General features: G+C 61.0%; 18 protein-coding genes and 1 rRNA gene. 11 read left to right on the top strand and 8 right to left on the bottom strand.

The window, feature by feature from the left end; genetic code table 11:
- The 7 genes from rrf to ACLBW8_RS26660 form a co-directional block, all read left to right on the top strand.
- Nucleotides 1–89: ribosomal RNA gene (gene rrf, locus ACLBW8_RS26630) — 5S ribosomal RNA — on the top strand; the annotation flags it as partial.
- 137 nt (nt 90–226) lie between these two features.
- Nucleotides 227–3,679, top strand: a complete 3,453-nt coding sequence (recC, locus tag ACLBW8_RS26635) for an exodeoxyribonuclease V subunit gamma (RefSeq protein ID WP_447806727.1) — start codon at nt 227–229, stop codon at nt 3,677–3,679.
- Nucleotides 3,676–7,350, top strand: coding sequence for an exodeoxyribonuclease V subunit beta (gene recB / locus ACLBW8_RS26640; protein WP_447806728.1), 3,675 nt, complete (start codon nt 3,676–3,678; stop codon nt 7,348–7,350). The genes recC and recB overlap by 4 nt, the downstream gene beginning before the upstream one ends.
- Nucleotides 7,347–9,416 (top strand): exodeoxyribonuclease V subunit alpha, encoded by a 2,070-nt coding sequence (gene recD, locus ACLBW8_RS26645; protein WP_447806729.1) that lies wholly within the window; start codon nt 7,347–7,349, stop codon nt 9,414–9,416. Before recB ends, recD begins: the two co-directional genes overlap by 4 nt.
- 144 nt (nt 9,417–9,560) lie before the next feature.
- On the top strand, nt 9,561–10,127 hold the full coding sequence (locus ACLBW8_RS26650) for a YfiR family protein (protein WP_064454143.1): 567 nt from the start codon (nt 9,561–9,563) through the stop codon (nt 10,125–10,127).
- The gene (locus ACLBW8_RS26655) at nt 10,124–11,386 is read left to right on the top strand and encodes a diguanylate cyclase domain-containing protein (RefSeq protein WP_064454142.1); all 1,263 of its coding nucleotides are present in this window, start codon (nt 10,124–10,126) and stop codon (nt 11,384–11,386) included. Before ACLBW8_RS26650 ends, ACLBW8_RS26655 begins: the two co-directional genes overlap by 4 nt.
- A gap of 4 nt (nt 11,387–11,390) precedes the next feature.
- On the top strand, nt 11,391–11,882 hold the full coding sequence (locus tag ACLBW8_RS26660) for an OmpA family protein (protein ID WP_064454141.1): 492 nt from the start codon (nt 11,391–11,393) through the stop codon (nt 11,880–11,882).
- 231 nt (nt 11,883–12,113) lie between these two features.
- Here the strand turns inward: ACLBW8_RS26660 and ACLBW8_RS26665 are convergent, their stop codons facing one another.
- The 3 genes from ACLBW8_RS26665 to ACLBW8_RS26675 all read right to left on the bottom strand — a co-directional run bounded on the left by ACLBW8_RS26665 (nt 12,114) and on the right by ACLBW8_RS26675 (nt 14,623).
- Nucleotides 12,114–12,599: a hypothetical protein gene (locus ACLBW8_RS26665; RefSeq protein ID WP_447806730.1), complete on the bottom strand. Its 486-nt coding sequence runs from the start codon at nt 12,597–12,599 to the stop codon at nt 12,114–12,116.
- Between the two features lie 454 nt (nt 12,600–13,053).
- Nucleotides 13,054–13,344: a DUF3077 domain-containing protein gene (locus ACLBW8_RS26670; protein ID WP_064454136.1), complete on the bottom strand. Its 291-nt coding sequence runs from the start codon at nt 13,342–13,344 to the stop codon at nt 13,054–13,056.
- Nucleotides 13,345–13,675: 331 nt separating this feature from the next.
- Nucleotides 13,676–14,623, bottom strand: a complete 948-nt coding sequence (locus tag ACLBW8_RS26675) for a LysR family transcriptional regulator (RefSeq protein ID WP_053257982.1) — start codon at nt 14,621–14,623, stop codon at nt 13,676–13,678.
- Between the two features lie 129 nt (nt 14,624–14,752).
- On the opposite strand from ACLBW8_RS26675, the gene ACLBW8_RS26680 reads away from it, so the two are divergent.
- Together ACLBW8_RS26680 and mmsB are read left to right on the top strand one after the other, a co-directional pair.
- Nucleotides 14,753–16,270, top strand: a complete 1,518-nt coding sequence (locus tag ACLBW8_RS26680) for a CoA-acylating methylmalonate-semialdehyde dehydrogenase (protein ID WP_221295643.1) — start codon at nt 14,753–14,755, stop codon at nt 16,268–16,270.
- Nucleotides 16,271–16,285: 15 nt separating this feature from the next.
- On the top strand, nt 16,286–17,173 hold the full coding sequence (gene mmsB, locus ACLBW8_RS26685; protein ID WP_447806731.1) for a 3-hydroxyisobutyrate dehydrogenase: 888 nt from the start codon (nt 16,286–16,288) through the stop codon (nt 17,171–17,173).
- 48 nt (nt 17,174–17,221) lie between these two features.
- Here the strand turns inward: mmsB and ACLBW8_RS26690 are convergent, their stop codons facing one another.
- Nucleotides 17,222–17,566 carry a cupin domain-containing protein gene (locus ACLBW8_RS26690; RefSeq protein ID WP_003230905.1) on the bottom strand — a complete coding sequence of 115 codons (345 nt, stop codon included), beginning with the start codon at nt 17,564–17,566 and terminating at the stop codon, nt 17,222–17,224.
- 387 nt (nt 17,567–17,953) lie between these two features.
- Here ACLBW8_RS26690 and kynB point away from each other — a divergent pair, with 387 nt between their 5' ends.
- Nucleotides 17,954–18,604, top strand: coding sequence for an arylformamidase (gene kynB / locus ACLBW8_RS26695; protein WP_064454132.1), 651 nt, complete (start codon nt 17,954–17,956; stop codon nt 18,602–18,604).
- Complete coding sequence (gene kynA, locus ACLBW8_RS26700; protein WP_064454131.1) at nt 18,601–19,458, top strand: tryptophan 2,3-dioxygenase; 858 nt, start codon at nt 18,601–18,603, stop codon at nt 19,456–19,458. The genes kynB and kynA overlap by 4 nt, the downstream gene beginning before the upstream one ends.
- A 146-nt stretch (nt 19,459–19,604) precedes the next feature.
- Here kynA and ACLBW8_RS26705 read toward each other — a convergent pair whose 3' ends face one another.
- From ACLBW8_RS26705 to antA, 4 genes are all read right to left on the bottom strand, one after another.
- Entirely contained in the window at nt 19,605–21,008 is a 1,404-nt protein-coding gene (locus ACLBW8_RS26705; protein WP_078827307.1) for an amino acid permease, read from the bottom strand.
- A gap of 72 nt (nt 21,009–21,080) precedes the next feature.
- The gene (gene antC, locus ACLBW8_RS26710; protein ID WP_447806732.1) at nt 21,081–22,088 is read right to left on the bottom strand and encodes an anthranilate 1,2-dioxygenase electron transfer component AntC; all 1,008 of its coding nucleotides are present in this window, start codon (nt 22,086–22,088) and stop codon (nt 21,081–21,083) included.
- Nucleotides 22,089–22,106: 18 nt separating this feature from the next.
- Nucleotides 22,107–22,598, bottom strand: coding sequence for an anthranilate 1,2-dioxygenase small subunit (antB, locus tag ACLBW8_RS26715; RefSeq protein ID WP_064454128.1), 492 nt, complete (start codon nt 22,596–22,598; stop codon nt 22,107–22,109).
- Complete coding sequence (gene antA, locus ACLBW8_RS26720; RefSeq protein WP_064454127.1) at nt 22,598–23,989, bottom strand: anthranilate 1,2-dioxygenase large subunit; 1,392 nt, start codon at nt 23,987–23,989, stop codon at nt 22,598–22,600. The genes antB and antA overlap by 1 nt, the downstream gene beginning before the upstream one ends.
- Nucleotides 23,990–24,035: the final 46 nt, after the last annotated feature.

Raw genomic sequence — 24,035 nt, forward strand, 5'->3', positions numbered from 1 at the left:
CCTGATCCCATCCCGAACTCAGCAGTGAAACGATGCATCGCCGATGGTAGTGTGGGGTTTCCCCATGTGAGAGTAGGTCATCGTCAAGATTAAATTCCAAAACCCCTGTTTGCTAACGCAGACAGGGGTTTTGTTTTGGGCGGTCGAAAAGTGCAAAGGGGCTTATTGCGGCCGCCTACAGTGCTAAAGTCCATGCCTCGATTTTGCTTTTCCCAAGGAAGCCGTTATGCCGGATGCGACGTCTCTCAGCGCTGGATTTATGGTGGTTCACGGCAACCGTCTGGACGAACTGCGCAGCCTGGTCGTCAGCTGGATGCGTCGTTATCCGCTGGCCCCCCTGGAAAACGAAATCGCGCTGGTCCAAAGCAACGGCATTGCCCAATGGCTCAAGTTGGCTTTGGCCGAAGACCCCGAAGAAGATGATATGGGCGGCTGCGGCATCGCCGCCGCTATCGACGTGCAACTTCCCGGCAGCTTTATGTGGCAGCTCTATCGCATGGTCCTGGGTAAGGATGAAATCCCGCTCAAGTCTCTGCTTGATAAAGCCCCACTGACCTGGCGCCTGATGCGCCTTCTACCAGAGCTCATCGATCAAGCGCATTTCGAGCCGCTGCAGCGTTTCCTCACCCACGACACTGACCTGCGCAAACGCTATCAACTCGCAGAGCGATTGGCCGACTTGTTCGACCAGTACCAGGTCTACCGCGCCGACTGGCTGGAAGACTGGGCCGCCGGCCGTCACCAACTGCGCAACGGTCGAGGCGAGTCCAAGCCACTAAACCCAGCGAACTGCTGGCAAGCAGAGTTATGGCGTGCACTGCTACTGGATGTAGGTGAAGAGGGCATGGCTGAAAGCCGCGCCGGTGTTCATCAGCGTTTCATTGAACGGATCAACACCCTCGAAAAAGCCCCCCAAGGCCTGCCGTCCCGAGTGATTGTTTTCGGCATTTCCTCTTTGCCCGCACAGGCGCTGGAAGCGCTCGCTGGCCTGGCGAGATTCAGCCAAGTCTTGCTGTGTGTACACAACCCTTGCCGCCACCATTGGTCTGACATCGTCGCGGACAAAGACCTGCTGCGTAACGAGTACAAACGCCAAGCGCGCAAAGTCGGAATGCCGGTCACCATCGACCCGCAAACCCTGCACCAGCACGCGCACCCGCTGCTCGCCGCTTGGGGCAAACAGGGCCGGGACTACATCAGCCTGCTGGATAGTTACGACGACCCCAACAGCTACCGCGCCGCCTTCCGTGACGGGCGCATCGACCTGTTCAGCGAAAGCGAACCGACCACGCTGCTCAACCAGTTGCAGGATGACATTCTCGAACTGCGCCCACTCAACGAAACGCGTGAGCTGTGGCCCGGCGTCGACCTCAATAACGACAGCTCCATCCGCTTCCACATTGCCCACAGCGCCCAACGCGAAGTGGAAATTCTCCACGACCAACTGCTCCAACGCTTCAGTGCCGACCCTACGCTGCGCCCGCGCGACATCATCGTCATGGTCCCCGACGTTGACAGCTACGCACCGCATATTCGCGCCGTGTTCGGCCAACTGGAAAGAACTGACCCACGCTTTATCCCCTTCACCCTTACCGACCAGGGCCAGCGCGGCCGCGACCCTCTGCTGATCGCCGTCGAACACTTGTTGAAACTCCCGGACAGCCGCTTCCCGGTGAGCGAAATTCTCGATCTGCTCGACGTTCCTGCGTTGCGCGAACGTTTCGCGATCAAGGAGCGCGACCTGCCCACACTGCACCGCTGGATCGAAGGCGCCGGCATCCGTTGGGGCCTTAACGCCGAGCAACGTGCCGGCCTGGGCTTGCCAAACGAGCTGGAGCAAAACAGTTGGCGATTCGGCTTGCGCCGCATGTTGTTGGGCTATGCCGTCGGCACCGGCGCGGCCTGCGATGGTATCGAGCCCTATGATGAAATCGGTGGTCTCGATGCCGCATTGATTGGCCCGCTGGTCGCCTTGCTGGATGCATTGAATGACGCGCATCAAGCCTTGTCCCAACCAGCGCCTCCAACAGAGTGGGGCGCGCGCCTGCAGCGCCTGATGCAGTTATTCTTCCTGCCCAGCAGTGAACATGACGACTACCTCCTCGGCCAACTCGAACAACTCAGAGAGACTTGGCTAGAGACCTGCGAGTCCGTCGGCCTGCAAGACGAGTTACCTCTCACCGTAGTCCGCGAAGCCTGGCTGGCCGGTCTGGACCAAGGCCGCCTGTCCCAACGCTTCCTCGCAGGCGCTGTCAATTTCTGCACACTGATGCCCATGCGCGCCATCCCGTTCAAGCTTGTCTGCCTGTTGGGTATGAACGACGGCGACTACCCGCGCGCCCAACCGCCGTTGGACTTCGACCTGATGGGCAGCGACTACCGCCCCGGCGACCGTTCACGCCGTGAAGACGACCGCTACCTGCTGCTCGAAGCCCTGCTGTCAGCCCGCGACCAGCTGTATATCAGTTGGGTCGGCCGCAGCATCCGTGACAACAGCGACCGCCCGGCCTCCGTACTGATTGGCCAACTGCGCGACCATCTCGCCAGCGGATGGCACAACGCACAAGCAGAAGAACCGCTGCTGGAAGCGATGACCCAAGAGCACCCACTCCAACCGTTCAGCGCACGCTACTTCCATGCCGGCGACCCACTGTTCAGCTACGCACGTGAGTGGCAGTTGCTCCACGAAGCGTCCGATGTCCCCACACAAGAACACGAACTGGCGCCACACCAACAAGAAGAACCCTTGAGCCTTGGCCAGTTGCAGGATTTCCTACGCAACCCAGTCAAACATTTCTTCAGCCAGCGTCTGAAAGTGTTCTTCGAAGCCGCTGAAGTGCCTCTGGCGGATGAAGAGCCCTTCGTCCTCGACGCGCTGCAACGCTACAGCCTCAGCGACAGCCTGCTGAACGCCGCGCTGACCCAGCCCGATCACGTGGATCAGGCCCTACACGCCCAGGCGCTGCGCCTGCAAGGCAGTGGCCTGTTGCCAATGGTCGGTTTTGGCGAGTGCCTGCGTAACGAACTGATCGAGCCATTGCCCGATTTGCTGCAGCGTTATCAACACTTACTGGCGCTGTGGCCTACTCCACAAACAACCGCCGAGCCGATCAGTTTTGAGCACCAAGGTCTGCAGCTGGAAGGCTGGATCAGTGGCCTGCATGGGCGCAGTGATGGCGGGTTGTTAAGTGTGACCACCATTCCCAACAGCACCGGCTCAATCAAGACCCGCAAGTGGCATCGCCTGATTCGCCCATGGGTCAATCACGTCGTTGCCTGCGCCTGCGGCCTGCCACTCAGCACCGGCTTGGTCGCGAGTGACGACACCTTGTTACTGGGCCCACTGGATACATCCAATGCTCAGGAAATCCTCGGCAACCTACTGCTGGCCTGGCACACCGGCATGCGAAAACCGCTCCCCGTGGCCGTGAAAACCGCCTTTGCCTGGCTCGGCCAAACCGACCCCGTCAAGGCCCAGGCCGCCGCGAGCAAAGCCTACGAAGGCGACGGCCTGACCACCGATGGCGAACGACGAGAAACCCCGGCGCTCACCCGCCAGTTCCCCGACTACGCCACCCTGGTAGCCAGCGAAGAATTCGAAGGTTGGTGCGAAACCCTGTATCGCCCGCTGCTCAACGCCCCCTGGCGATCGCTCACCCGTGAGGAGGCCAGCGCATGATCGGCAAACCTTTAGCCCTGGCCTTCCCGCTAAAAGGCAGCCAGCTGATTGAAGCCAGCGCCGGCACCGGCAAGACCTTTACCATTTCCGCCCTGTATTTGCGCCTGGTGCTTGGCCATGGGGGTGATGAGTCCGGCTTCGGTCGCGAACTGCTGCCACCGCAAATCCTTGTGGTGACCTTCACCGACGCGGCCACCAAAGAGCTGCGCGAGCGCATCCGTATCCGCCTCGCCGAAGCGGCGCGTTTTTTCCGCGACGAAATCGACCAGCCTGACGCCCTGATCGCCGACCTGCGCGATCAATACCGCCCCGAGCAATGGCCTGCCTGCGCCAACCGTCTGGACATCGCCGCCCAATGGATGGATGAAGCCGCCGTCTCGACCATCCACAGTTGGTGCCAGCGCATGCTGCGCGAACACGCGTTCGACAGCGGCAGCCTGTTCACCCAGACCCTGGAAACCGACCACAGCGACCTGCTCGGCGAAGTGCTACGCGACTACTGGCGGCTGTTCTGCTACCCGATGCATGACGACGCACTCAATTGGGTACGCAAAAACTGGAGCGGCCCCGCCGCGCTGATGCCGCGCGTGCGTGCGCTGTTCGGCAGCGAACGGCCTACTGACGAAACCCGCGAGCCAGCCGAGCTGATCAACGCTTGCCTGCAAGAGCGCCGCGAAGCGTTGGTCACCCTCAAGGCACCCTGGCAACAATGGGCCGCCGAGCTGCGTGATATCTGCCTGCAGGCCGTGGCCGCCAAAGCCGTTGACGGCCGCAAGATGCAAGCGCGTTACTTCGAGCCCTGGTTCGAAAAGATCAGTGCCTGGGCCGCTGACGAAACCCTTGAGCAGTTGGACATCGGCACCGGCTTCACCCGCCTCACGCCCGACGGCATGGCCGAAGCCTGGAAGGGCGAATCGCCGCGTCACCCTGGCATTGACGCCATGGCCAGTCTCAAAGCCAGCCTCGATGCCTTGCCAACGCCCGACGCTGCGGTGTTGCAACACGCCGCCGGCTGGGTGGGTAAACGTTTCGAAGAAGAAAAACGCCGTCGCGCCGAAATGGGCTTCGACGACATGCTGATTCGCCTCAACGCCGCCCTGCAAGCCGAAGGCGGCGAGCGTCTGGCCAGTGTGATCCGCGAGCAGTTCCCCGTGGCGCTGATCGATGAATTCCAGGACACCGACCCGGTGCAATACAGCATCTTCGACAGCATCTACCGCATCGAAGAAAACCACCTCGACAGTGGCCTGTTCCTGATTGGTGACCCCAAGCAGGCGATCTACGCTTTCCGCGGTGCCGACATCTACACCTACTTGCGCGCCCGCCAGTCCACCGCTGGCCGCCATCACACCCTGGGCACCAACTTCCGCTCCAGCCATGCGATGGTCGAGGCGGTGAACCACGTGTTCCAACGCGCGGAAACCGGCCGTGGTGCGTTCCTGTTCCGCGAGCCGAATGGCGACAACCCGGTGCCGTTCCACTCGGTGTTGTCCCAAGGCCGTAAAGAGCAACTGCAGGTCGATGGTCAAACGCTGCCGGCGATGAACCTCTGGCACCTGCCCACCGACCAGCCGATTTCCAACGCGGTGTATCGCCAGCAACTGGCTGCCGCCTGCGCCACGCAAATCGTCGCGTTACTCAATGGCGGACAGCAACGCACTGCCGGTTTCCTACAAGAGGATGGCAGTTTCAAAGGCGTACTCCCGTCAGACATCGCCATCCTGGTGCGCGATGGCAAGGAAGCCCAAGCCGTGCGCGCCGAGTTGGCCGCCCGTGGCGTGCGCAGCGTGTACCTGTCCGACAAAGACTCCGTCTTCGCCGCCCAGGAAGCCCATGACCTGCTGGCCTGGCTCAAGGCCTGCGCGGAACCGGACGTCGAGCGCCCGCTGCGCGCCGCCCTGGCCTGCGTCACCTTGAACCTCTCATTGCCGGAACTGGAACGTCTGAATCAGGACGAACTGGCGTGGGAAACCCGCGTGATGCAGTTCCGTGGCTACCGTGCAATCTGGCGCACCCAAGGCGTGCTGCCGATGCTGCGGCGCCTGCTCCACGATTTCAAACTGCCGCAAACCCTGATCGCCCGCAGCGATGGCGAACGTGTGCTGACCAACCTGCTGCATCTCAGCGAACTGCTGCAACAGGCCGCGTCGGAACTGGACGGCGAACAAGCGCTGATCCGCCATTTGGCCGAACACTTGGCGCTGTCTGGTCAGGCCGGTGAGGAACAGATCCTGCGCCTGGAAAGCGATGAGCAACTGGTCAAAGTGGTCACCATTCACAAGTCCAAAGGCCTGGAATACGACGTGGTGTTTTTGCCCTTTATCTGCTCGGCCAAACCGGTGGACGGCAGCCGATTGCCGCTGCATTACCACGACGAACACGGCAAATCCCACGTCAGCCTGCGGCCCAGCGCCGAGTTGATAGCTCAGGCCGACGATGAGCGCCTGGCCGAAGACCTGCGCTTGTTCTACGTGGCACTGACCCGCGCCAAACACGCCTGCTGGCTCGGCGTTGCCGACCTTAAGCGGGGCCATACCAACAGCTCCGTCTTGCACCTGTCAGCGCTGGGTTATCTGCTCGGCGCCGGCGCATCGCTCGGCGAATCCGCCGGCCTGGCGCGCTGGCTGCTGGACTTGCAGGAAGGCTGCGCAGCCATCCACTACGCCCACGTGCCCGACGCGCTAGACATCCTGTTCCACCCGCCGCGCAACGAAGCCACCTTGCTCGCGCCCTTGCTGCCCAAGCGCAAGGCTGCCGAGAACTGGTGGATCGCCTCCTACAGTGCCTTGCGTATTGGCGACAGCATGAGCGCCGCCCCCCTCGAAGCGCCGGAAAACCCACAGGCCCAGAAGCTGTTCGATGACGAACGCCTCGACCCTGATGCTCCGCGCGAAGTGGCGGCGTCCGGCGGTGACATTCACCGTTTCCCACGTGGCCCCAACCCGGGGACTTTCCTCCACGGCCTGTTGGAATGGGCGGGTGAGGAGGGCTTCAACGTGACACCCGAGGCCATCGAAAAAGCCGTGGGCGCGCGCTGCAACCGGCGCAATTGGGAAGGTTGGATCGTCACCCTCAGCGGTTGGCTCGGCCATCTGCTGCAAACCCCGCTGCCTGTGGATAACGACCACGTCACCCTGAGCAGCCTGCAGCAGTACCAGATTGAAATGGAGTTCTGGTTCGCCAGCCACAAGGTCGACGTGCTCGCCCTCGACAGGTTGGTATGCCAGCACACCCACAACGGCGTGTCCCGGGTCGCCGCCGAACCGGTGTTGCTCAACGGCATGTTCAAGGGCTTTATCGACCTGACCTTCGAACACGACGGCCGCTATTACGTGGCCGACTACAAATCCAACTGGCTCGGCCCCGACGATTCGGCCTACACCCAAGACGCGATGGAACAGTCGATCCTCGAGCATCGGTACGACCTGCAATATGTACTTTACCTGCTGGCTCTGCACCGCCAGCTCAAGGCACGCCTGCCGGATTACGACTACGACCGTCACGTCGGCGGTGCGCTTTACCTGTTCCTGCGCGGCACTCAGGCGGCCAGCCAAGGCGCGTGTTTCACCCGGCCACCACGTGAACTGATCGAAGGCTTGGACCTGCTGTTCCAGGGCAAACCCATACCGCCCAAAGTCGAACCTGCCTGGGAACAAGGAGTGCTGCTATGAGCCTGTCGCCGTTACCGCTTGAGGAACTGCTGCCGCTCAGCCGCGCTGCCGACTTGCTGCAACTGCTGGAACGTTGGGTCGACCGAGGCTGGCTGCGCGCCTTGGACAAAGCCTTCGTCGGCTTCCTCCACGAACTCGACGCGCAAGCCGATCCGTTGGTGCTGCTGGCTGCGGCATTGACCAGCCATCAATTGGGCCATGGCCACGTGTGCCTCGACCTGTTCGAAACCCTCAAGGCGCCGGACTTTGCGTTGTCACTGCCACCCGAAGGCGACGTGCAAACCGGTGCCATGCTGTTGCCGTCGCAACTGCTCACCGGCCTCGACGGTGCGCATTGGTGCCAAGCGTTGGCCGCCAGTCACCTGGTCGCCCTGGCGGTTGATGGCAGCGAAGCCGCTCAAAGCCGGCCATTGGTGCTGTCTGGCAAACGTCTGTACCTGCGCCGTTACTGGACTTACGAGCGGCGTATCGACACGGCGCTGCGCCTGCGCCTGGCGACCGCGGAAAACGTCGCCGCCGATTTGCCCCAGCGCCTGAACCGTCTGTTTGACCAACCGCCACCCGACGGCGTCATCGACTGGCAAAAACTCGCCTGCGCCCTGGCCACTCGCGGCGCATTCAGCATCGTCACCGGCGGCCCCGGCACTGGTAAAACCACCACCGTGGTGCGCCTGCTCGCCCTGTTGCAGGCCCCCGCTGTGGAAGCCGGCAGCCCGTTGCGCATCCGCCTCGCCGCGCCCACCGGTAAAGCCGCCGCACGCCTCACCGAATCCATCAGCCAGCAAGTGCTGTCGCTGAACGTGCCTGACAGCGTGCGGGAAAAAATCCCGACCCAGGTCACCACGGTTCACCGCCTGCTCGGCAGTCGCCCGGGCACGCGGCACTTCCGTCATCACATTGGCAACCCGTTGCCTCTGGACGTGCTGGTGGTGGACGAAGCCTCGATGATCGACCTGGAAATGATGGCCAACCTGCTGGACGCCTTACCGCCCCACGCCCGCTTGGTGTTGCTGGGCGACAAGGACCAACTTGCCTCGGTGGAGGCCGGCGCCGTGCTCGGCGATTTGTGCCGCGACGCCGAAGCCGGTTGGTACAGCCCCGACACACGCCAATGGCTGCAAGCCGTGAGCGGCGAAGACCTCACCACCAGCGGCCTCCACGAAGACCTCGACGGCAGCCATCCGCTGGCTCAGCAAGTGGTGATGCTGCGCTACTCGCGACGTTTTGGCGAAGGCAGCGGTATCGGCCAACTGGCGCGTTGGGTCAACCAGCAAAACGCCGAAGAGGCGCGCAAACTGCTGGCCGCTCGCAGCCACAGCGACCTCTTCTGCCTCAGCCTCAAGGGCGAACACGACCACGCCCTGGAGCGGCTGGTGCTGGACGGGCAGGGCGACGACGCCCAAGGTTATCGCTATTACCTCAACCTGCTGCAAAGCGCGCGCCCGGCCCTCGACACCCCGCGCGAAGACGCCGCCTGGACGCACTGGGCGCAACAGCTGCTGCAAGCGTTCGACGCCTTCCAACTGCTCTGCGCCGTGCGCAAAGGCCCTTGGGGCGTGGAAGGGCTGAACCTGCGCATCACCGCCGCCTTGCGCAAAGTGCGACTGATCGAAGGTGACGACCAATGGTACGAAGGCCGCCCGGTGCTCATGACCCGCAACGATTACGGCCTGGGCCTGATGAACGGCGACATCGGCATCGCGCTCAAACTGCCCGAAAGCGACGATGGCCCACAGGTATTGCGCGTAGCCTTCCCACGCAACGATGGCCAAGGCGGTGTGCGCTTTGTACTGCCCAGCCGTCTGAACGATGTGGAAACCGTGTACGCCATGACCGTGCACAAATCCCAGGGCTCGGAGTTCACCCACACCGCGTTGATCCTGCCGGACGCGCTGAACCCGGTGCTGACCAAAGAGCTGATCTACACCGGCATCACCCGTGCCAAACGGTGGTTCAGCCTGATCGAGCCGCGGGGGGGCGTCTTTGAGGAAGCCGTGCGCCGCAAGGTCAAGCGCCTGAGTGGTTTGATGTTGGAGCTGGACGCTGCGGATAAAAAAACTGACTGATCGGTCATGAAATATTTCTGATTCGATCGTCTGATTTTTCTGAAAAAATAGCAGGCCTCGCGAAAGCACGCTTTCCCGGGGCTTTGCGCCGCTGTGCTATCGTTGCGGCATCACCTTGAAAAAATACCTGAAGAGAATTGCTGCATGAACGTGGCTGTCTCGCCCACAGAGCGCAGTTTGAGCTGGAGACGCATGTTACTGGTGGCGCTTGTGTGCGTGCTCGCGCCGCGAGCATTTGCCCAGGCACCCAGCCCGGCGGACCAACGCGCCCAGGCGGTGACTCAGGTGGTGCTCGGTATTCTCAGTTATGCACGCTGGCCCGTAGAGCCTGCGCAATTGCGCCTGTGCATTGTCGGGCCGACCCAATACACCGACGACCTGGTCAAGGGCACGACCCAGGCGACCGGCCGTCCGGTTGTGGTGCAGCGCCTGCTGGCCGATCACCCCGATATTGTCAGTGCGTGCGACGCCGTGTACATCGGCAAACTCAGCGCCGATGAGCGCACCCGGCTGTTTACCTCATTGATTGGTCACCCGGTGCTCAGCATCAGCGAAGGTGGCGACCAATGCACTGTGGGCAGCCTGTTCTGCCTGCGCGTGGGTGATCAGCAGGTGTCGTTCGAGGTCAACCTGGATTCCGTTGCCCGCAGTGGCGTGCGCATCCACCCCAGCGTGTTGCAGTTGTCCCGCCGTCGAGCGACGGTGCCATGAGGGCTCATAAAGCGCGGCCCACCCTGCGTTCAGTCATCGGCCGAGGGCATCTGATTCTGGCGCTGGTAGCGGTGACCCTGGCCAGCGTGTCCCTGACCCTGCTCGGCGTGTTGGCGCTGCGCGTGTATGCCGATCACAACCTGCACCTGATCGCGCGCTCCATCAACTACACCGTGGAAGCCGCGGTGGTGTTCAACGACAGTGCCGCCGCCACCGAAGCCCTCAGCCTCATCGCCTCCACCGAGGAAGTGGCCCAGGCCGAAGTGTTCGATGCCAACGGCAAGCTGTTGGCCCAATGGTCACGGCCGGAAACAGGCATGTTGTCCCAGGTCGAACTGGCGCTGGCGCATGCTTTGCTCGAACAGCCCATCAGCCAGCCGATTTTGCGTCAAGGGCAAACGGTCGGCAGCATTCACGTGGTCGGCCATGGCGGCAGCCTGTTGCGCTTCCTGCTCAGCGGCCTGGCCGGCATCGTGATTTGCACGGCCCTCAGCGCCTGGGTAGCGTTGTACTTGGCGCGGCGCCTGTTGCTGGGCATCACCAAACCGTTGCAAAGCCTTGCCGCCGTAGCCCACGCCGCCCGCAGCGAGCGCGATTTCGACCGGCGCGTACCCCCGGCGCAGATCGCCGAGCTCGACAGCCTGGGCAGTGACTTCAATGCCCTGCTCGGCGAGATGGAAGCCTGGCAAAGCCACCTGCAAAGCGAAAACGAAACACTCGCCCACCAGGCCAGCCACGACAGCCTGACGGGGCTGCCCAATCGCGCGTTTTTCGAAGGCCGGCTGATCCGCGCCCTGCGCAGCGCCGCCAAGATCAATGAGCGAGTCGCCGTACTGTTCCTCGACAGCGACCGTTTCAAAGACATTAATGACAACTTCGGCCACGCCGCCGGTGATGCCGTGTTGGTGGCCGTTGCCGAGCGCGTGCGCGCGCAATTGCGTGAAGATGACTTGGTGGCGCGCCTGGGCGGCGATGAATTCGCGATCCTGCTCGCGCCCTTGCACAAGGTGGAGGACGCCCAGCGTATCGCCGACAAGATCATTGCCAGCATGGACAAGCCGATCCCACTGCCCGGCAACACCCAGGTTGTGACCTCCCTCAGTATCGGCATTGCCGTTTATCCCGATCATGGCGCCACTCCCGGCACCTTGCTCAATGCCGCTGATGCGGCGATGTACCAGGCCAAACGCTTATCCCAGGGCGGCCAGCAAACGGCGGAATCGGAGCCCACCGCCGCAAATGTTAACCACAGGAGTTGATCCCTTGTTCTCGAACGCGCGTTTTATGTTTATCACTTTACTGGTGGCCTTCCTTGCCCTCGGCGGCTGCCAGACAGCCCCACCCAAAGGCCTGACACCGGCGCAAGTCGCAGTGCTCAAACAGCAAGGTTTCGAACTCACCGACGAAGGCTGGGCGTTCGGGCTCTCGGGCAAAGTGCTGTTCGGCAGCGACGTGGAAAGCCTCAACAAAGCCAGCACCGACATCGTCGAACGTATCGGCAAGGCCCTGGTGGGCGCGGGCATCGAACGCGTGCGCGTCGACGGCCACACCGACGCCTCGGGCAAAGAGAGCTACAACCAGCAACTGTCCCTGCGCCGCGCCAAAAGCGTGGGCAAAGTGCTGACGGGTGTGGGCATGAAGGAAGAAAACATTAAGCTGCGCGGCTTGGGCAGCAGCGAACCGGTGGCGTCTAACACCACGGTGGCGGGGCGCACGGAGAATCGTCGAGTGTCGATTGTGGTGATCGCGGACTAACCGCTTAACCCGTTCCAATGCTGCAATGCGGTCAAATGTGGGAGCTGGCTTGCCAGCTCCCACACTTATTTGTGCATGACCAAAGTTCTGCACCCACCACAGCTCAAAAATGTGGGAGCGGGCTTGCTCGCGAAAGCGGTGTATCAGCAGCGAATAAGCTGACTGACCCTCCGCCATCGCAGGCACGCCAGCTCCCACACTTATCTGTGTCTGACCACAGTTCTGCGCCCGTCACAGCTCAAAAATGTGGGAGCGGGCTTGCTCGCGAAAGCGGTGAATCAGCAGCAGATAAGCTGCCTGACCCACTGCCATCGCAGGCAAGCCAGCTCCCACACTTATCTGTGTCTGATCAAAGTTCTGCACCCACCACAGCTCAAAAATGTGGGAGCGGGCTTGCTCGCGAAAGCGGTGTATCAGTAGCGAATAAGCTGACTGACCCGCCACCATCGCATGCAAGCCAGCTCCCACACTTATCTGTGTCTGATCAAAGTTCTGCACCCGCCACAGCTCAAAAATGTGGGAGCGGGCTTGCTCGCGAAAGCGGTGTATCAGCAGCAGATAAGCTGACTGACCCTCCACCATCGCAGGCAAGCCAGCTCCCACACTTATCTGTTTCTGCCCAAAGTTCTGCACCCACCACAGCTCAAAAATGTGGGAGCGGGCTTGCTCGCGAAAGCGGTGTATCAGCAGCAGATAAGCTGACTGACCCACCGCCATCGCAGGCAAGCCAGCTCCCACACTTATCTGTGTCTGACCAGAATTCCGCGCCGTTCGCAGTACAAATGTGGGAGCCGGGCTTGCCCGCGATGGCGGTGTATCAGCAGCAGATAAGCTGACTGACCCTCCACCATCGCAGGCAAGCCAGCTCCCACACTTATCTGTGTCTGACCAGAATTCTGCCCCCGTCACAGCTCAAAAATGTGGGAGCGGGCTTGCTCGCGAAAGCGGTGTATCAGCAGCAGATAAACTGCCTGACCCACTGCCATCGCAGGCAAGCCAGCTCCCACACTGATCTGTGTCTGACCAGAATTCCGCGCCCTTCGCAGTTCAAATATGGGATCCGGGCTTGCCCGCGATGGCGGTCGTTCAGCCACATATTTATTGGCTGACCCACCGCATTCGCGAGCAAGCCCCACATTTGTTTTTGCAGCGTGCTCGCTACAGTGTTCGCTTAACTGCCCGGCGTCATCGCCTGCGTCAAGTCATCCACCACGGCCTTGCCCATCTCACACAGGTAATGCGCAGCCCACGCGTATTGCTCGCCGCGCACATCCATGGCGGCTTCCATGGCGAGTTTCTTGGAGTAAAAAAGCAGGGTGGAGGCGTGTTCCAGGGCTTGCTCAATCGGCATACCGGAATTGACTCGGAACAGGGGTTTTTGGTTTTCGCCGTAATCGCCGAAGGTGACGACGCCGAGGGTGGTGATGGAGGAAAGCGGTGGATCGGGGACGATTTTGCTCATGACGATTGCTCTCTGCTGAAGTAGAGCCGCCACATCACATCGCTAAACATGAAGAGGGTGGCAGCTGTGTGCAGGTTAGCGATCCGGGCCAGAGCGCATCCCGGGTAGACTCGAAAGTCTCCCGCACACAGCCGCCATAAAACGCTAAAAGCTGACGAGAGCCAGCTAATACTGTTGGGGGCAGTGACACGCCTGAAACCCGGATCGCTAAACCCGATCGCTGATGTGCAGCGACCAGGGGAGGCTAGTGACCCAAACAGTAAGGCGCAATAGGGTGGAGAGTCTCTAGGAAACGTCCTGCGATTTAAAGCGAGTCGTCGTTAATGGCCCTTTAATCCGCAAACTTGATCTCCCGCGTCTCCCCCATCAACAACCCCTGATTCTGCTCCGTCACTTCCCTGATGTAATCCCACAACAACGTAATCCGCTTCAACTTGCGCAAATCCTCCCGGCAATACATCCAAAACTGCCGCGTAATCGCAATCTCCTCCCCCAGCACCGGCAACAACCGCGGGTCCTGCGCCGCCAGAAAGCACGGCAATATCGCCATCGACCTGCCTTGCTGCGCCGCCACGTACTGTGCAATCACGCTGGTACTGCGCAGGCTGGCGCTGGCGCCGGGCACCACGTTCGCCAGGTACAGCAGCTCCGAACTGAACGCCAAATCATCCACATAGCTGATAAATGGATGCTCGGCCAAGTCTGCCGGGCGGTGGATGGGCGGGTGTTGGTCGAGGTAGTCCTGGGTCGCGTAGAGCTGCAGTTTGTAATCGCACAGTTTGCAGCACACATACGGCCCGTGTTCCGGGCGTTCCAGAGCGATGACGATGTCGGCTTCGCGCTTGGACAGGCTGATGAAGTGGGGCAGGGGCAGGATGTCGACGGAGATCGCGGGGTACGTGTCGACGAAGTGGCTGAGCTGCGGGGTAACGAAAAAGCTGCCGAAACCCTCGGTACAGCCCATGCGCACATGGCCGGACAGTGCCACGCCGGAGCCGGACACCTGCTCGCAAGCCATGTGCAAGGTGCTTTCGATGGACTCCGCGTAACCCAGCAAACGCTGGCCCTCGGCGGTAAGGACAAAGCCGTTGGTCCGGGATTTTTCGAACAGCAAGGTGCCGAGCGACACTTCCAAAGAACTGATGCGCCGCGACACGGTGGTGTAGTCCACCGCCAGGCGCTTGGCGGCCACGCTGGCCTTGCGGGTGCGGGCCACTTCGAGGAAAAACTTCAGGTCATCCCAGTTCAGGGAGCCCAATGACGTGATGTTTTTTTGCATATTGGACCGGCTTTTATGTGCGTTCTTATTAGAGATTTGCACATCTATACTCCAAAAACAGTCCGAACGCCTCATTTCCAAGGCGATTCACGCGCCTTGTCTCTGCATAACTACAAGATTGGAGACCACATGAACGCTTCTGCCGATATTTCCGTGCAACAGGTCAAGTTGCTGATCAATGGTGAATGGGTCGAGTCCAAGACCACCCATTGGCAAGACATCGTTAACCCGGCCACCCAGCAAGTGCTGGCCAAAGTCCCGTTCGCCACCGCCGATGAAGTCAACGCTGCCATCGACGCCGCCCACAGCGCCTTCCAGACCTGGAAGCTGACGCCTATTGGCGCGCGCATGCGCATCATGCTCAAGCTGCAAGCCCTGATCCGTGAACATTCCAAACGCATTGCCGTCGTCCTCAGCGCCGAGCAGGGTAAGACCATTGCCGATGCCGAAGGCGATATTTTCCGTGGCCTGGAAGTGGTCGAGCACGCGTGCTCCATCGGCACGTTGCAGATGGGCGAATTCGCTGAAAACGTCGCCGGTGGCGTCGACACCTACACCCTGCGCCAGCCGATCGGCGTGTGCGCCGGCATTACCCCGTTCAACTTCCCGGCGATGATTCCGCTGTGGATGTTCCCGATGGCGATTGCCTGCGGTAACACCTTCGTGCTCAAACCGTCCGAGCAAGACCCGCTGTCGACTATGTTGCTGGTGGAGCTGGCGCTGGAAGCCGGGGTACCGGCTGGCGTGCTCAATGTGGTGCACGGCGGCAAGGACGTGGTGGATGCGCTGTGCACCCATAAAGACATCAAGGCCGTGTCCTTCGTCGGCTCGACTGCCGTTGGCACGCACGTCTACGACTTGGCCGGTAAACACGGCAAGCGCGTGCAATCGATGATGGGCGCCAAGAACCACGCCGTGGTGCTGCCGGACGCCAACCGCGAACACACCTTGAATGCGCTGGTCGGCGCCGGTTTCGGCGCAGCGGGCCAGCGTTGCATGGCCACGTCCGTAGTGGTGCTGGTCGGCGCGGCCAAGCAATGGCTGCCTGATCTGAAAGCGCTGGCGCAAAAGCTCAAAGTGAATGCCGGCAGCGAAGCCGGCACCGATGTCGGCCCAGTGATTTCCAAGCGCGCCAAGGCACGCATCCTGGAGCTGATCGAAAGCGGCGTGAAAGAAGGCGCCAAGCTGGAGCTGGACGGCCGCGACATCAAGGTACCGGGCTTCGAGCAAGGCAACTTCGTCGGCCCGACCCTGTTTTCGGGCGTGACCACCGATATGCAGATCTACACCCAGGAAATCTTCGGCCCGGTGCTGGTAGTGCTCGAAGTTGCGACCCTCGATGAAGCCATCGCGCTGGTCAACGCCAACCCATTCGGCAACGGCACCGGCCTGTTCACCCAAAGCGGTGCAGCGGCGCGTAAGTTCCAGAGTGAAATCGATGTAGGCCAGGTCGGCATCAACATCCCGATCCCCGTGCCGGTGCCATTCTTCAGCTTTACCGGTTCGCGGGGCTCCAAGCTCGGCGACCTCGGCCCGTACGGCAAGCAAGTGGTGCAGTTCTACACCCAGACCAAAACTGTCACGAGCCGCTGGTTCGACGACGACACGGTCAACGATGGCGTCAACACCACCATCAACCTGCGCTGATTTCGGGAGACGACCATGAAGATTGCATTTATCGGCTTGGGCAACATGGGCGCGCCCATGGCCCGCAACCTGATCAAGGCCGGCCACGTGCTGAACCTGTTCGACCTGAACCAGACGGTTCTCAAAGAGCTGGCCGAACTCGGCGGCACTGTCAGCGATTCCCCGCGTGATGCGGCTAACGGCGCCGAATTGGTGATTACCATGCTGCCCGCCGCTGCCCACGTGCGCAGTGTGTGGCTGAATGAAGACGGCGTGCTCGCCGGGATCGGCAAGGGCGTACCGGCAGTGGATTGCAGCACCATCGACCCGCAAACCATCCGTGATGTAGCGGCTGCGGCGGCGAAGCAAGGTGTAGCCGTTGCCGACGCCCCCGTCTCCGGCGGCACCGGCGGCGCCAGTGCGGGCACCCTGACTTTCATGGTCGGCGCCACGCCAGAACTGTTCGCCACCCTGCAACCGGTGCTGGCGCAGATGGGCCGTAACATCGTGCATTGTGGTGACGTTGGCACCGGCCAGATCGCCAAGATCTGCAACAACCTGCTGCTGGGCATCAGCATGGTCGGCGTCAGTGAAGCCATGGCGTTGGGCGATGCGCTGGGTATCGACACCCAGGTGCTGGCCGGGATCATCAACAGCTCGACCGGGCGTTGCTGGAGTTCCGACACTTACAACCCATGGCCGGGCGTGATCGAAACCGCGCCATCCTCGCGTGGTTACACCGGTGGTTTTGGCGCCGACCTGATGCTCAAGGACCTGGGCCTGGCCACCGAAGCCGCGCGCCAGGCAAAGCAACCGGTGATTCTGGGCGCCGTGGCCCAGCAGTTGTATCAATCGATGAGCCAGCGCGGGGAAGGGGGCAAGGATTTCTCGGCGATCATCAACAGCTATCGCAAGCCCGAGTAGGGCATTTTCCGGGAGCCTGCCGCTGGCGGGCTCCCGGGTTTTTGCGGGTCACGCAAACACAAAATACTTACGCACCGTCTCGACCACTTCCCACGTGCCCTTCATCCCTGGTTCCACCACAAAGATATCCCCAGCCCGCAAGTGAATCGGCTCCATCCCTTCGGGCGTGATCACGCAGTAGCCTTCCTGGAAATGGCAGTATTCCCACTTCACGTATTCCACGTACCACTTGCCCGGTGTGCAGATCCAGGTGCCCATGATTTTGCTGCCGTCTTCGCTGGTGTAGGCGTTGAGGTTGACAGTGTGCGGGTCGCCTTCGAGTTTTTCCCATTTGCAGGCATCCAGGACCGGCAGAGGGTGGGTGTCGCGCAGTACGGTGATGGGCTTGGACATGATGACTCCGAGGCAGTGAATGCAAAGGTGAACCCTAAGGCCTTGGGCGTTGCGTCAGTGGTCTGAACTCGACATCGGGATGCCCAGAAGCGCAGGCGGATGCGATTCCTCTGACGCCCATGCAGTCCATGTGGGAGCGGGCTTGCTCGCGAATGCGTTGGGTCAGCCTAAGTATTCAGTGACTGACACTCTGCATTCGCGAGCAAGCCCGCTCCCACATTGGATCTTCAGTGTTTGAGCTGCTTTCGTCAGACGAAACTTTCGGGCGTCAATCCGCCTTTTCCTCGCAGTAAGTACGAAAGAATTCCCGCCTGGCGCTGGAATTAGCAAGAAAATGCACGTCTGGCCCTCGTATCATTCACCTCAGTGACAACCGAGAGCCTTGAAATGAACCCAATAAAAACGTGGTGGGATATCAGCCCGCCCTTGAGCGCGGCGACCCCGACCTGGCCGGGTGATACGCCGTTCCAGGAAGAGCGCGTGTGGCAGTTCGGCCCGGAGTGCCCGGTGAATGTGGGCCGCGTGACGTTCTCGCCACACACCGGCGCCCATGTGGATGCACCCCTGCACTACAGCGCGGACGGTGCGCCGATTGGCGAGGTGTCGCTTGATGTGTACATGGGCCCGTGCCGAGTGTTGCATTGCCTGGGCAGTGGCGCGCTGGTGCAGCCGCATCAGTTGGAAGGCCGTGTGGATAACTTGCCCGAGCGGGTGCTGCTGCGCACTTATCCACAAGCGCCGCTGACCGAGTGGGATTCAAACTTTACCGCCATCGCGCCGCAAACCATCGAGCTGCTCGCCAGCCTGGGCGTGCGCCTGATCGGTATCGACACGCCGTCCCTGGACCCGCAACAGTCCAAGACCATGGATTCCCACAACGCGGTGGCCCGCCACGGCATGGCGATTCTTGAAGGCATCGTGCTCGATGACGTACCGGAGGGCGATTATGAGTTGATCGCGCTGCCGCTGCGCTTTGCCAACCTGGACGCGAGCCCGGTCCGCGCCATTCTCCGCCCGCTCAAGGAGCTTACGCGATGAGCCAATGTCCCTTCTCTGCTGACTACCAACCGCCGGAAGAATGGCATAACGCCGAGCTGAATTTTTCTGAGTCCATGAGCTACGGCGACTACCTGGACCTGGGCAAAGTCCTCAGCGCCCAGCACCCGCTGTCGCCGGACCACAACGAAATGCTCTTTATCATCCAGCACCAGACCTCGGAGCTGTGGATGAAACTGATGCTGCACGAGCTCAAGGCCGCCCGCGAACACGTGCGGATGGGCGAGTTGCCGCCGGCGTTCAAGATGCTGGCGCGGGTGTCACGGATCTTTGACCAACTGGTGCACGCCTGGGCGGTGCTGGCGACGATGACGCCGTCGGAGTACAAGGCGATTCGCCCGTTCCTGGGGCAGTCGTCGGGGTTCCAGTCGTTCCAGTACCGTGAGATCGAATTTATCCTCGGCAATAAAAGCGCGGCGCTGTTGCGTCCTCACGCTCATCGACCGGAGTTGTTGAACGAATTGAAAGTGGCGATCGCCACACCGTCGCTGTACGACGAGGCGATCAATCTGATGGCCAAGGCAGGCTTGGCGATTGATCCCAAGCGTGCCGAACGCGACCCGACGGCAGCGACGGTTCACGATGAATCGGTGGAGGCGGCGTGGCGTGAGGTGTATCGCGACCCGAGCCGGTATTGGGATTTGTATCAGTTGGCCGAGAAGTTTATCGACCTGGAGGATTCGTTCCGCCAGTGGCGTTTTCGACATGTCACCACGGTGGAGCGGATTATCGGCTTCCAGCCGGGCACCGGCGGTACCGAGGGCGTGGGTTACCTGCGCAAGATGCTCGATACGGTGCTATTCCCCGAACTGTGGCGAGTCCGTTCCACGCTCTAAACAAAAAGCCCCGGAATCCCGGGGCTTTCTACATTTGGAATGCCATCAACAAGGTGGGAGGGGGCTTGCTCCCGATGACAGTGTGTCAGCCAATACATCCGGTCTCTGACATACCGCTATCGGGAGCAAGCCCCCTCACACAGGGATCACTGTGCATTCACTACAGCGCTACCCTTTTTGATCCGCATCCGGTAGGCAATGTAGATAATCCCTACCCACACCGGCATCGCATACACCGACTCGCGAATGCCCGGGATGGCCAGCATCACGCTGATGATCATCACCATGAACGCCAGGCACAGGTAGTTGCTGAACGGGAACCAGAAGGTCTTGAACGACGGCACCACGCCTTGCTCGCCCATGGCCTTGCGGAACTTGATGTGGGTGAGGCTGATCAGCGCCCAGTTGATCATCAACGAGGCAACCACCAGCGCGAACAGCAGCTCCAGCGCACTGTGCGGTGCGACGTAGTTGACCACCACACACAGCATGGTCACCAACGCCGAGATCGCCAGGGCCCGAATCGGCACGCCTTGCTTGTTCAGCTTCATCAGCGATTTCGGTGCATCGCCTTGCTCGGCCAGGCCGAACAGCATGCGGCTGTTGCAGTACACGCCGCTGTTGTACACCGACAGCGCCGCGGTCAGCACCACGAAGTTGAGGATATGCGCGGCGGTGTCATTACCGATCAACGAGAAGATCTGCACAAACGGGCTGCCGCTGTAGGCATCGCCCGATGCGCCGAGGGTTTGCAGCAGTTGGTCCCATGGGTACAACGACAGCAGCACGGTCAGCGCGCCGACGTAGAAAATCAGGATCCGGTACACCACCTGGTTGATCGCTTTGGGGATCACTTTGCGCGGTTCGCTGGCTTCGGCGGCGGTGATGCCCACCAGTTCCAGGCCGCCGAACGAGAACATGATGAAGGCCATGGACATCAACAGCCCCATGCCGCCGTTCGGGAAAAACCCGCCATGGCTCCACAGGTTGCTCACCGTGGCTTGCGGGCCGCCGGTGCCGCTGAACAGCAGGTAGCAGCCGAGCACGATCATGCCGACAATCGCCACCACCTTGATGATCGCGAACCAGAACTCGGCTTCACCGAAGAACTTCACGTTCAGGGTGTTGATCAGGTTCACCGCGACAAAGAACACCAGCGCGCTGACCCAGGTCGGAATCTCCGGCCACCAGAACTGGATGTACTTACCCACCGCCGTCAGTTCGGCCATGCCCACCAGCACGTAAAGTACCCAGTAGTTCCAGCCCGCCAGAAAGCCTGCGTAACCGCCCCAGTATTTGTGGGCGAAGTGGCTGAAGGAACCGGCCACCGGCTCTTCGACGATCATCTCGCCGAGCTGGCGCATGATCAGGAACGCGATGAAACCGGCGATCGCGTAACCCAGGATCATCGACGGCCCCGCCGACTTGAGCACCCCGGCCGAGCCGAGGAACAAGCCCGTGCCAATCGCCCCTCCCAAGGCGATCAGCTGAATATGCCGGTTCTTCAGGCCACGCTTGAGGCCTACCGGGTTAACCATGTCATCCGCCATTAACATTCCCTTCTACTTGTTTTTCTCAGGGTTGATTGCACGCCGCACCCGCCCCCCAGAACTGCTGAGGGGTCAGATATTACTCTGCGTAAACTTTTCGTAATACAGCTGAACGCCATCAAGTGCCTGATCCGCCAGCCATTGCTGGATCGATTCGACCATTGGCGGGGGGCCGCACACGTACATATCGGCCGATCTGTCCCGCAATTCGGCCAGGTCGAAATGCTCGGTGAGGTAGCCGCGGTTGCCGGGCCACTCGGGCGACGGGTCACTGAGCACTTCGGTGTAGCGAAAATTCGGGATTTTCGCGGCGTAGCCGTGGATGCGCACCGCTTCGCATAAATCCTCGGCCCCGCGCACGCCGTAATACAGGTGTACGGGCTGCGTGCAGCCATTAGCCGCCAGTTCATCGAGCATGCCCAGCAGGGCCGACAATCCGGTGCCACCCGCCACCAGCACCAGCGGTTGGGTGACATGCCGTAGGTAGAAAGCCCCCAATGGCGCTTCCATCCGCACTTCATCACCGACCTGGCAACGCTCGCGCAGGTAGTTGCTCATCACGCCGTCCGGCAGCAGGCGCACCAGGAACTGCAATTGATTGCCCGGCCGATTGGCGAAGGAATAGGAGCGCCAGCTGTCCGTGCCAGGGACCGACAGTCGGGCGTATTGGCCCGGCAGGAAGTCCAGCGGGGCCTCCAACTGAACGTGCAAAATTGCCGTGCTGGCCGAAACCTGCTGCACCTCGCTCACCGTGCCACGCACCTGCACCGGGCCCGGTGCGTTGCACAGGCTTGAATCAAAATCGAAGTAGAACGTCGCGTCGGATTTGACCCGTGTCTGGCAACTGAGCATTTTGCGCTGTTGCAGGTCGAGGCTGGAGAGGGCCTCTTCGTCGACATAATCCTGGCTGTAATCGCCAGACTCGCAACGACCCTGGCATGTGCCGCACACGCCTTCGCGGCAATCCAGGGGGATTTTTATGCCGTTGCGCAGCGCGGCGTCCAACAGGATTTCATGGGCGCCCACCGGGAAAAACAGAGTCTTGCCGTCGGCAAAACTGAAGGCCACTTTGTGATTCATCTGCAGTGCTCCGGTGCTTTAGAGGTGATAGAAATCCAGCACCGAGTTGATGGTGTCGTTGAGCAGCAAGGCGTGTTTGCGCGTGATCAGCCAGCTGTCGCCATGAGGTTTCAGGTGATACGTGGCAGGCCCATAAAACTGCTCCGACGTGGCCAGCCGATAAAACAGCGTGTGCCAGTTCAACCGCACCTCCAGCGTGCCATCCGCCTGCTCGGCCACGCGCACGTTATTGATCAGGTGCAAGGTGCGTGGCATGGGCGTGGCCGACGCCGCCTTGCCGGTGCGCAGGCGGAACACGCGGTCTTCAAGGCCTGAACGGTTGGCGTAATAGATCAGTGACATCTCGCGCTTGGGGTCGCGGGTGTAGACGTGCTCCGAGTCCCATTGCGGCAGGTGGAATTCACTCTGCGGGTCGAACAGCTGCACATAGGCGTCCCAGTCCTGGGCGTCACACAGTTCGGACTTACGGTAGAAAAACTGCTCGATCTGGTACTGCAATTGCGCATTCATCACTGCACCTCCCGCAGTTTCAGTGCTTGCAGGTCCAGGCCCTTGAGCAGGAACTGCTGCCAGTTGCGGTGCTGGTTGACGTACAAGCCTTCATGGGTGAATTCGGTGCCGGTCATGGCCGGTTGAATGCCGATGGCTTCGCTGTTCGGCGTGGGCCCGGTTGCCCAGCGATGGCTGCCGCGCGAGATATCGCTCCAGCGTTCCAGGCGGCCCTGGAAACCGCGCTGGGCTTCGCGGAACTCCACCAGGTCATCCGGCGTGCCCATGCCGGACACGTTGAAGAAATCTTCGAACTGGCGAATGCGGTTTTCGCGGTCGGCGTCGGACTCGTTCTTCACGCCCAGGCATTGGCTGATGATCTCGGTCTTGTTCCACGCCACCGGGCGGATGATGCGCAGCTGCGAGCTGATCTGGTCGAGGAAGAACAGGCTCGGGTAAATATTCAGGTTGCGCAGTCGGTGCATCATCCACTCGGCCTTTTGCTGGCCGTGTTCTTCCACCAGGCGCGGCATGATCGTGGCATAGCCGGAGCGCACGGTCGGGTTGGGCATGTCGCTGAACAGCAGGCTGTGGCCATTATTGAAAGCGAACCAGCCGTCATCGGTATTCGCGTCGCCGGCGCCGAGCTTGCTGTAGTCCAGCGTGGTGCCCGAGCCCGTGCCGTTTTCAGTATTGACCTGCTGGCGATGCTGCACGGTGGCCACGTAGTTGTAGTGCACGGTGCTGACGTGATAACCGTCCAGGCCGTTTTCGTTCTGCAACTTCCAGTTGCCGTCGTAGGTGTAGGCGGATTTACCTGGCAGCACTTCCAGTTCACCGGTGGCGGACTGCGCGACCATCATGTCGAAGAACACCTTGGCGTCGCCGAGGAAGTCTTCCAGGCTGTCTGTGCCATTCACGTCCAGGCTGATAAACACAAAACCCTTGTAGCTGTCGATACGCGCCTTTTTCAGGCCGCGGGTGGCTTTATCGAAGCCTTCCGGGTATTCCCCCGGCGCCTTGACCTTCACCAGCCGGCCGTCGCTTTTGTAGCACCAGGCGTGGAAAGGGCAGGTGAAGGTGGATTGGTTGCCCTTGCCGACACGCGTAAGGGTCGTGCCGCGATGCTGGCAGGCGTTGATCAGTGCGTTGAGTTTGCCCTCGCCGTCGCGGGTGATGATCATCGGCTGGCGCCCGGCGCGCATCGTCACGAAATCGTGGTTATTGGCCAGTTCGCTTTCGTGGCAGGCGTAGATCCAGTTCTTTTCGAAAATCAGTTCCATCTCCAGGTCGAACAGTTCGGGCTCGGTGAACATGTCCCGGGCGATGCGGAACACTTCATCTGCCGGGCGAAAGTCCAGGCAGCTTTCGATAAACGCTTTCCACTGCTCGACGCTTCTTGCACCACTCATGGGAGGCACCTTGTTTGATAGGGGCTAATCGGTGGTTTATTAGAGG

This window comes from Pseudomonas sp. M5A4_2d (genome assembly GCF_053345295.1).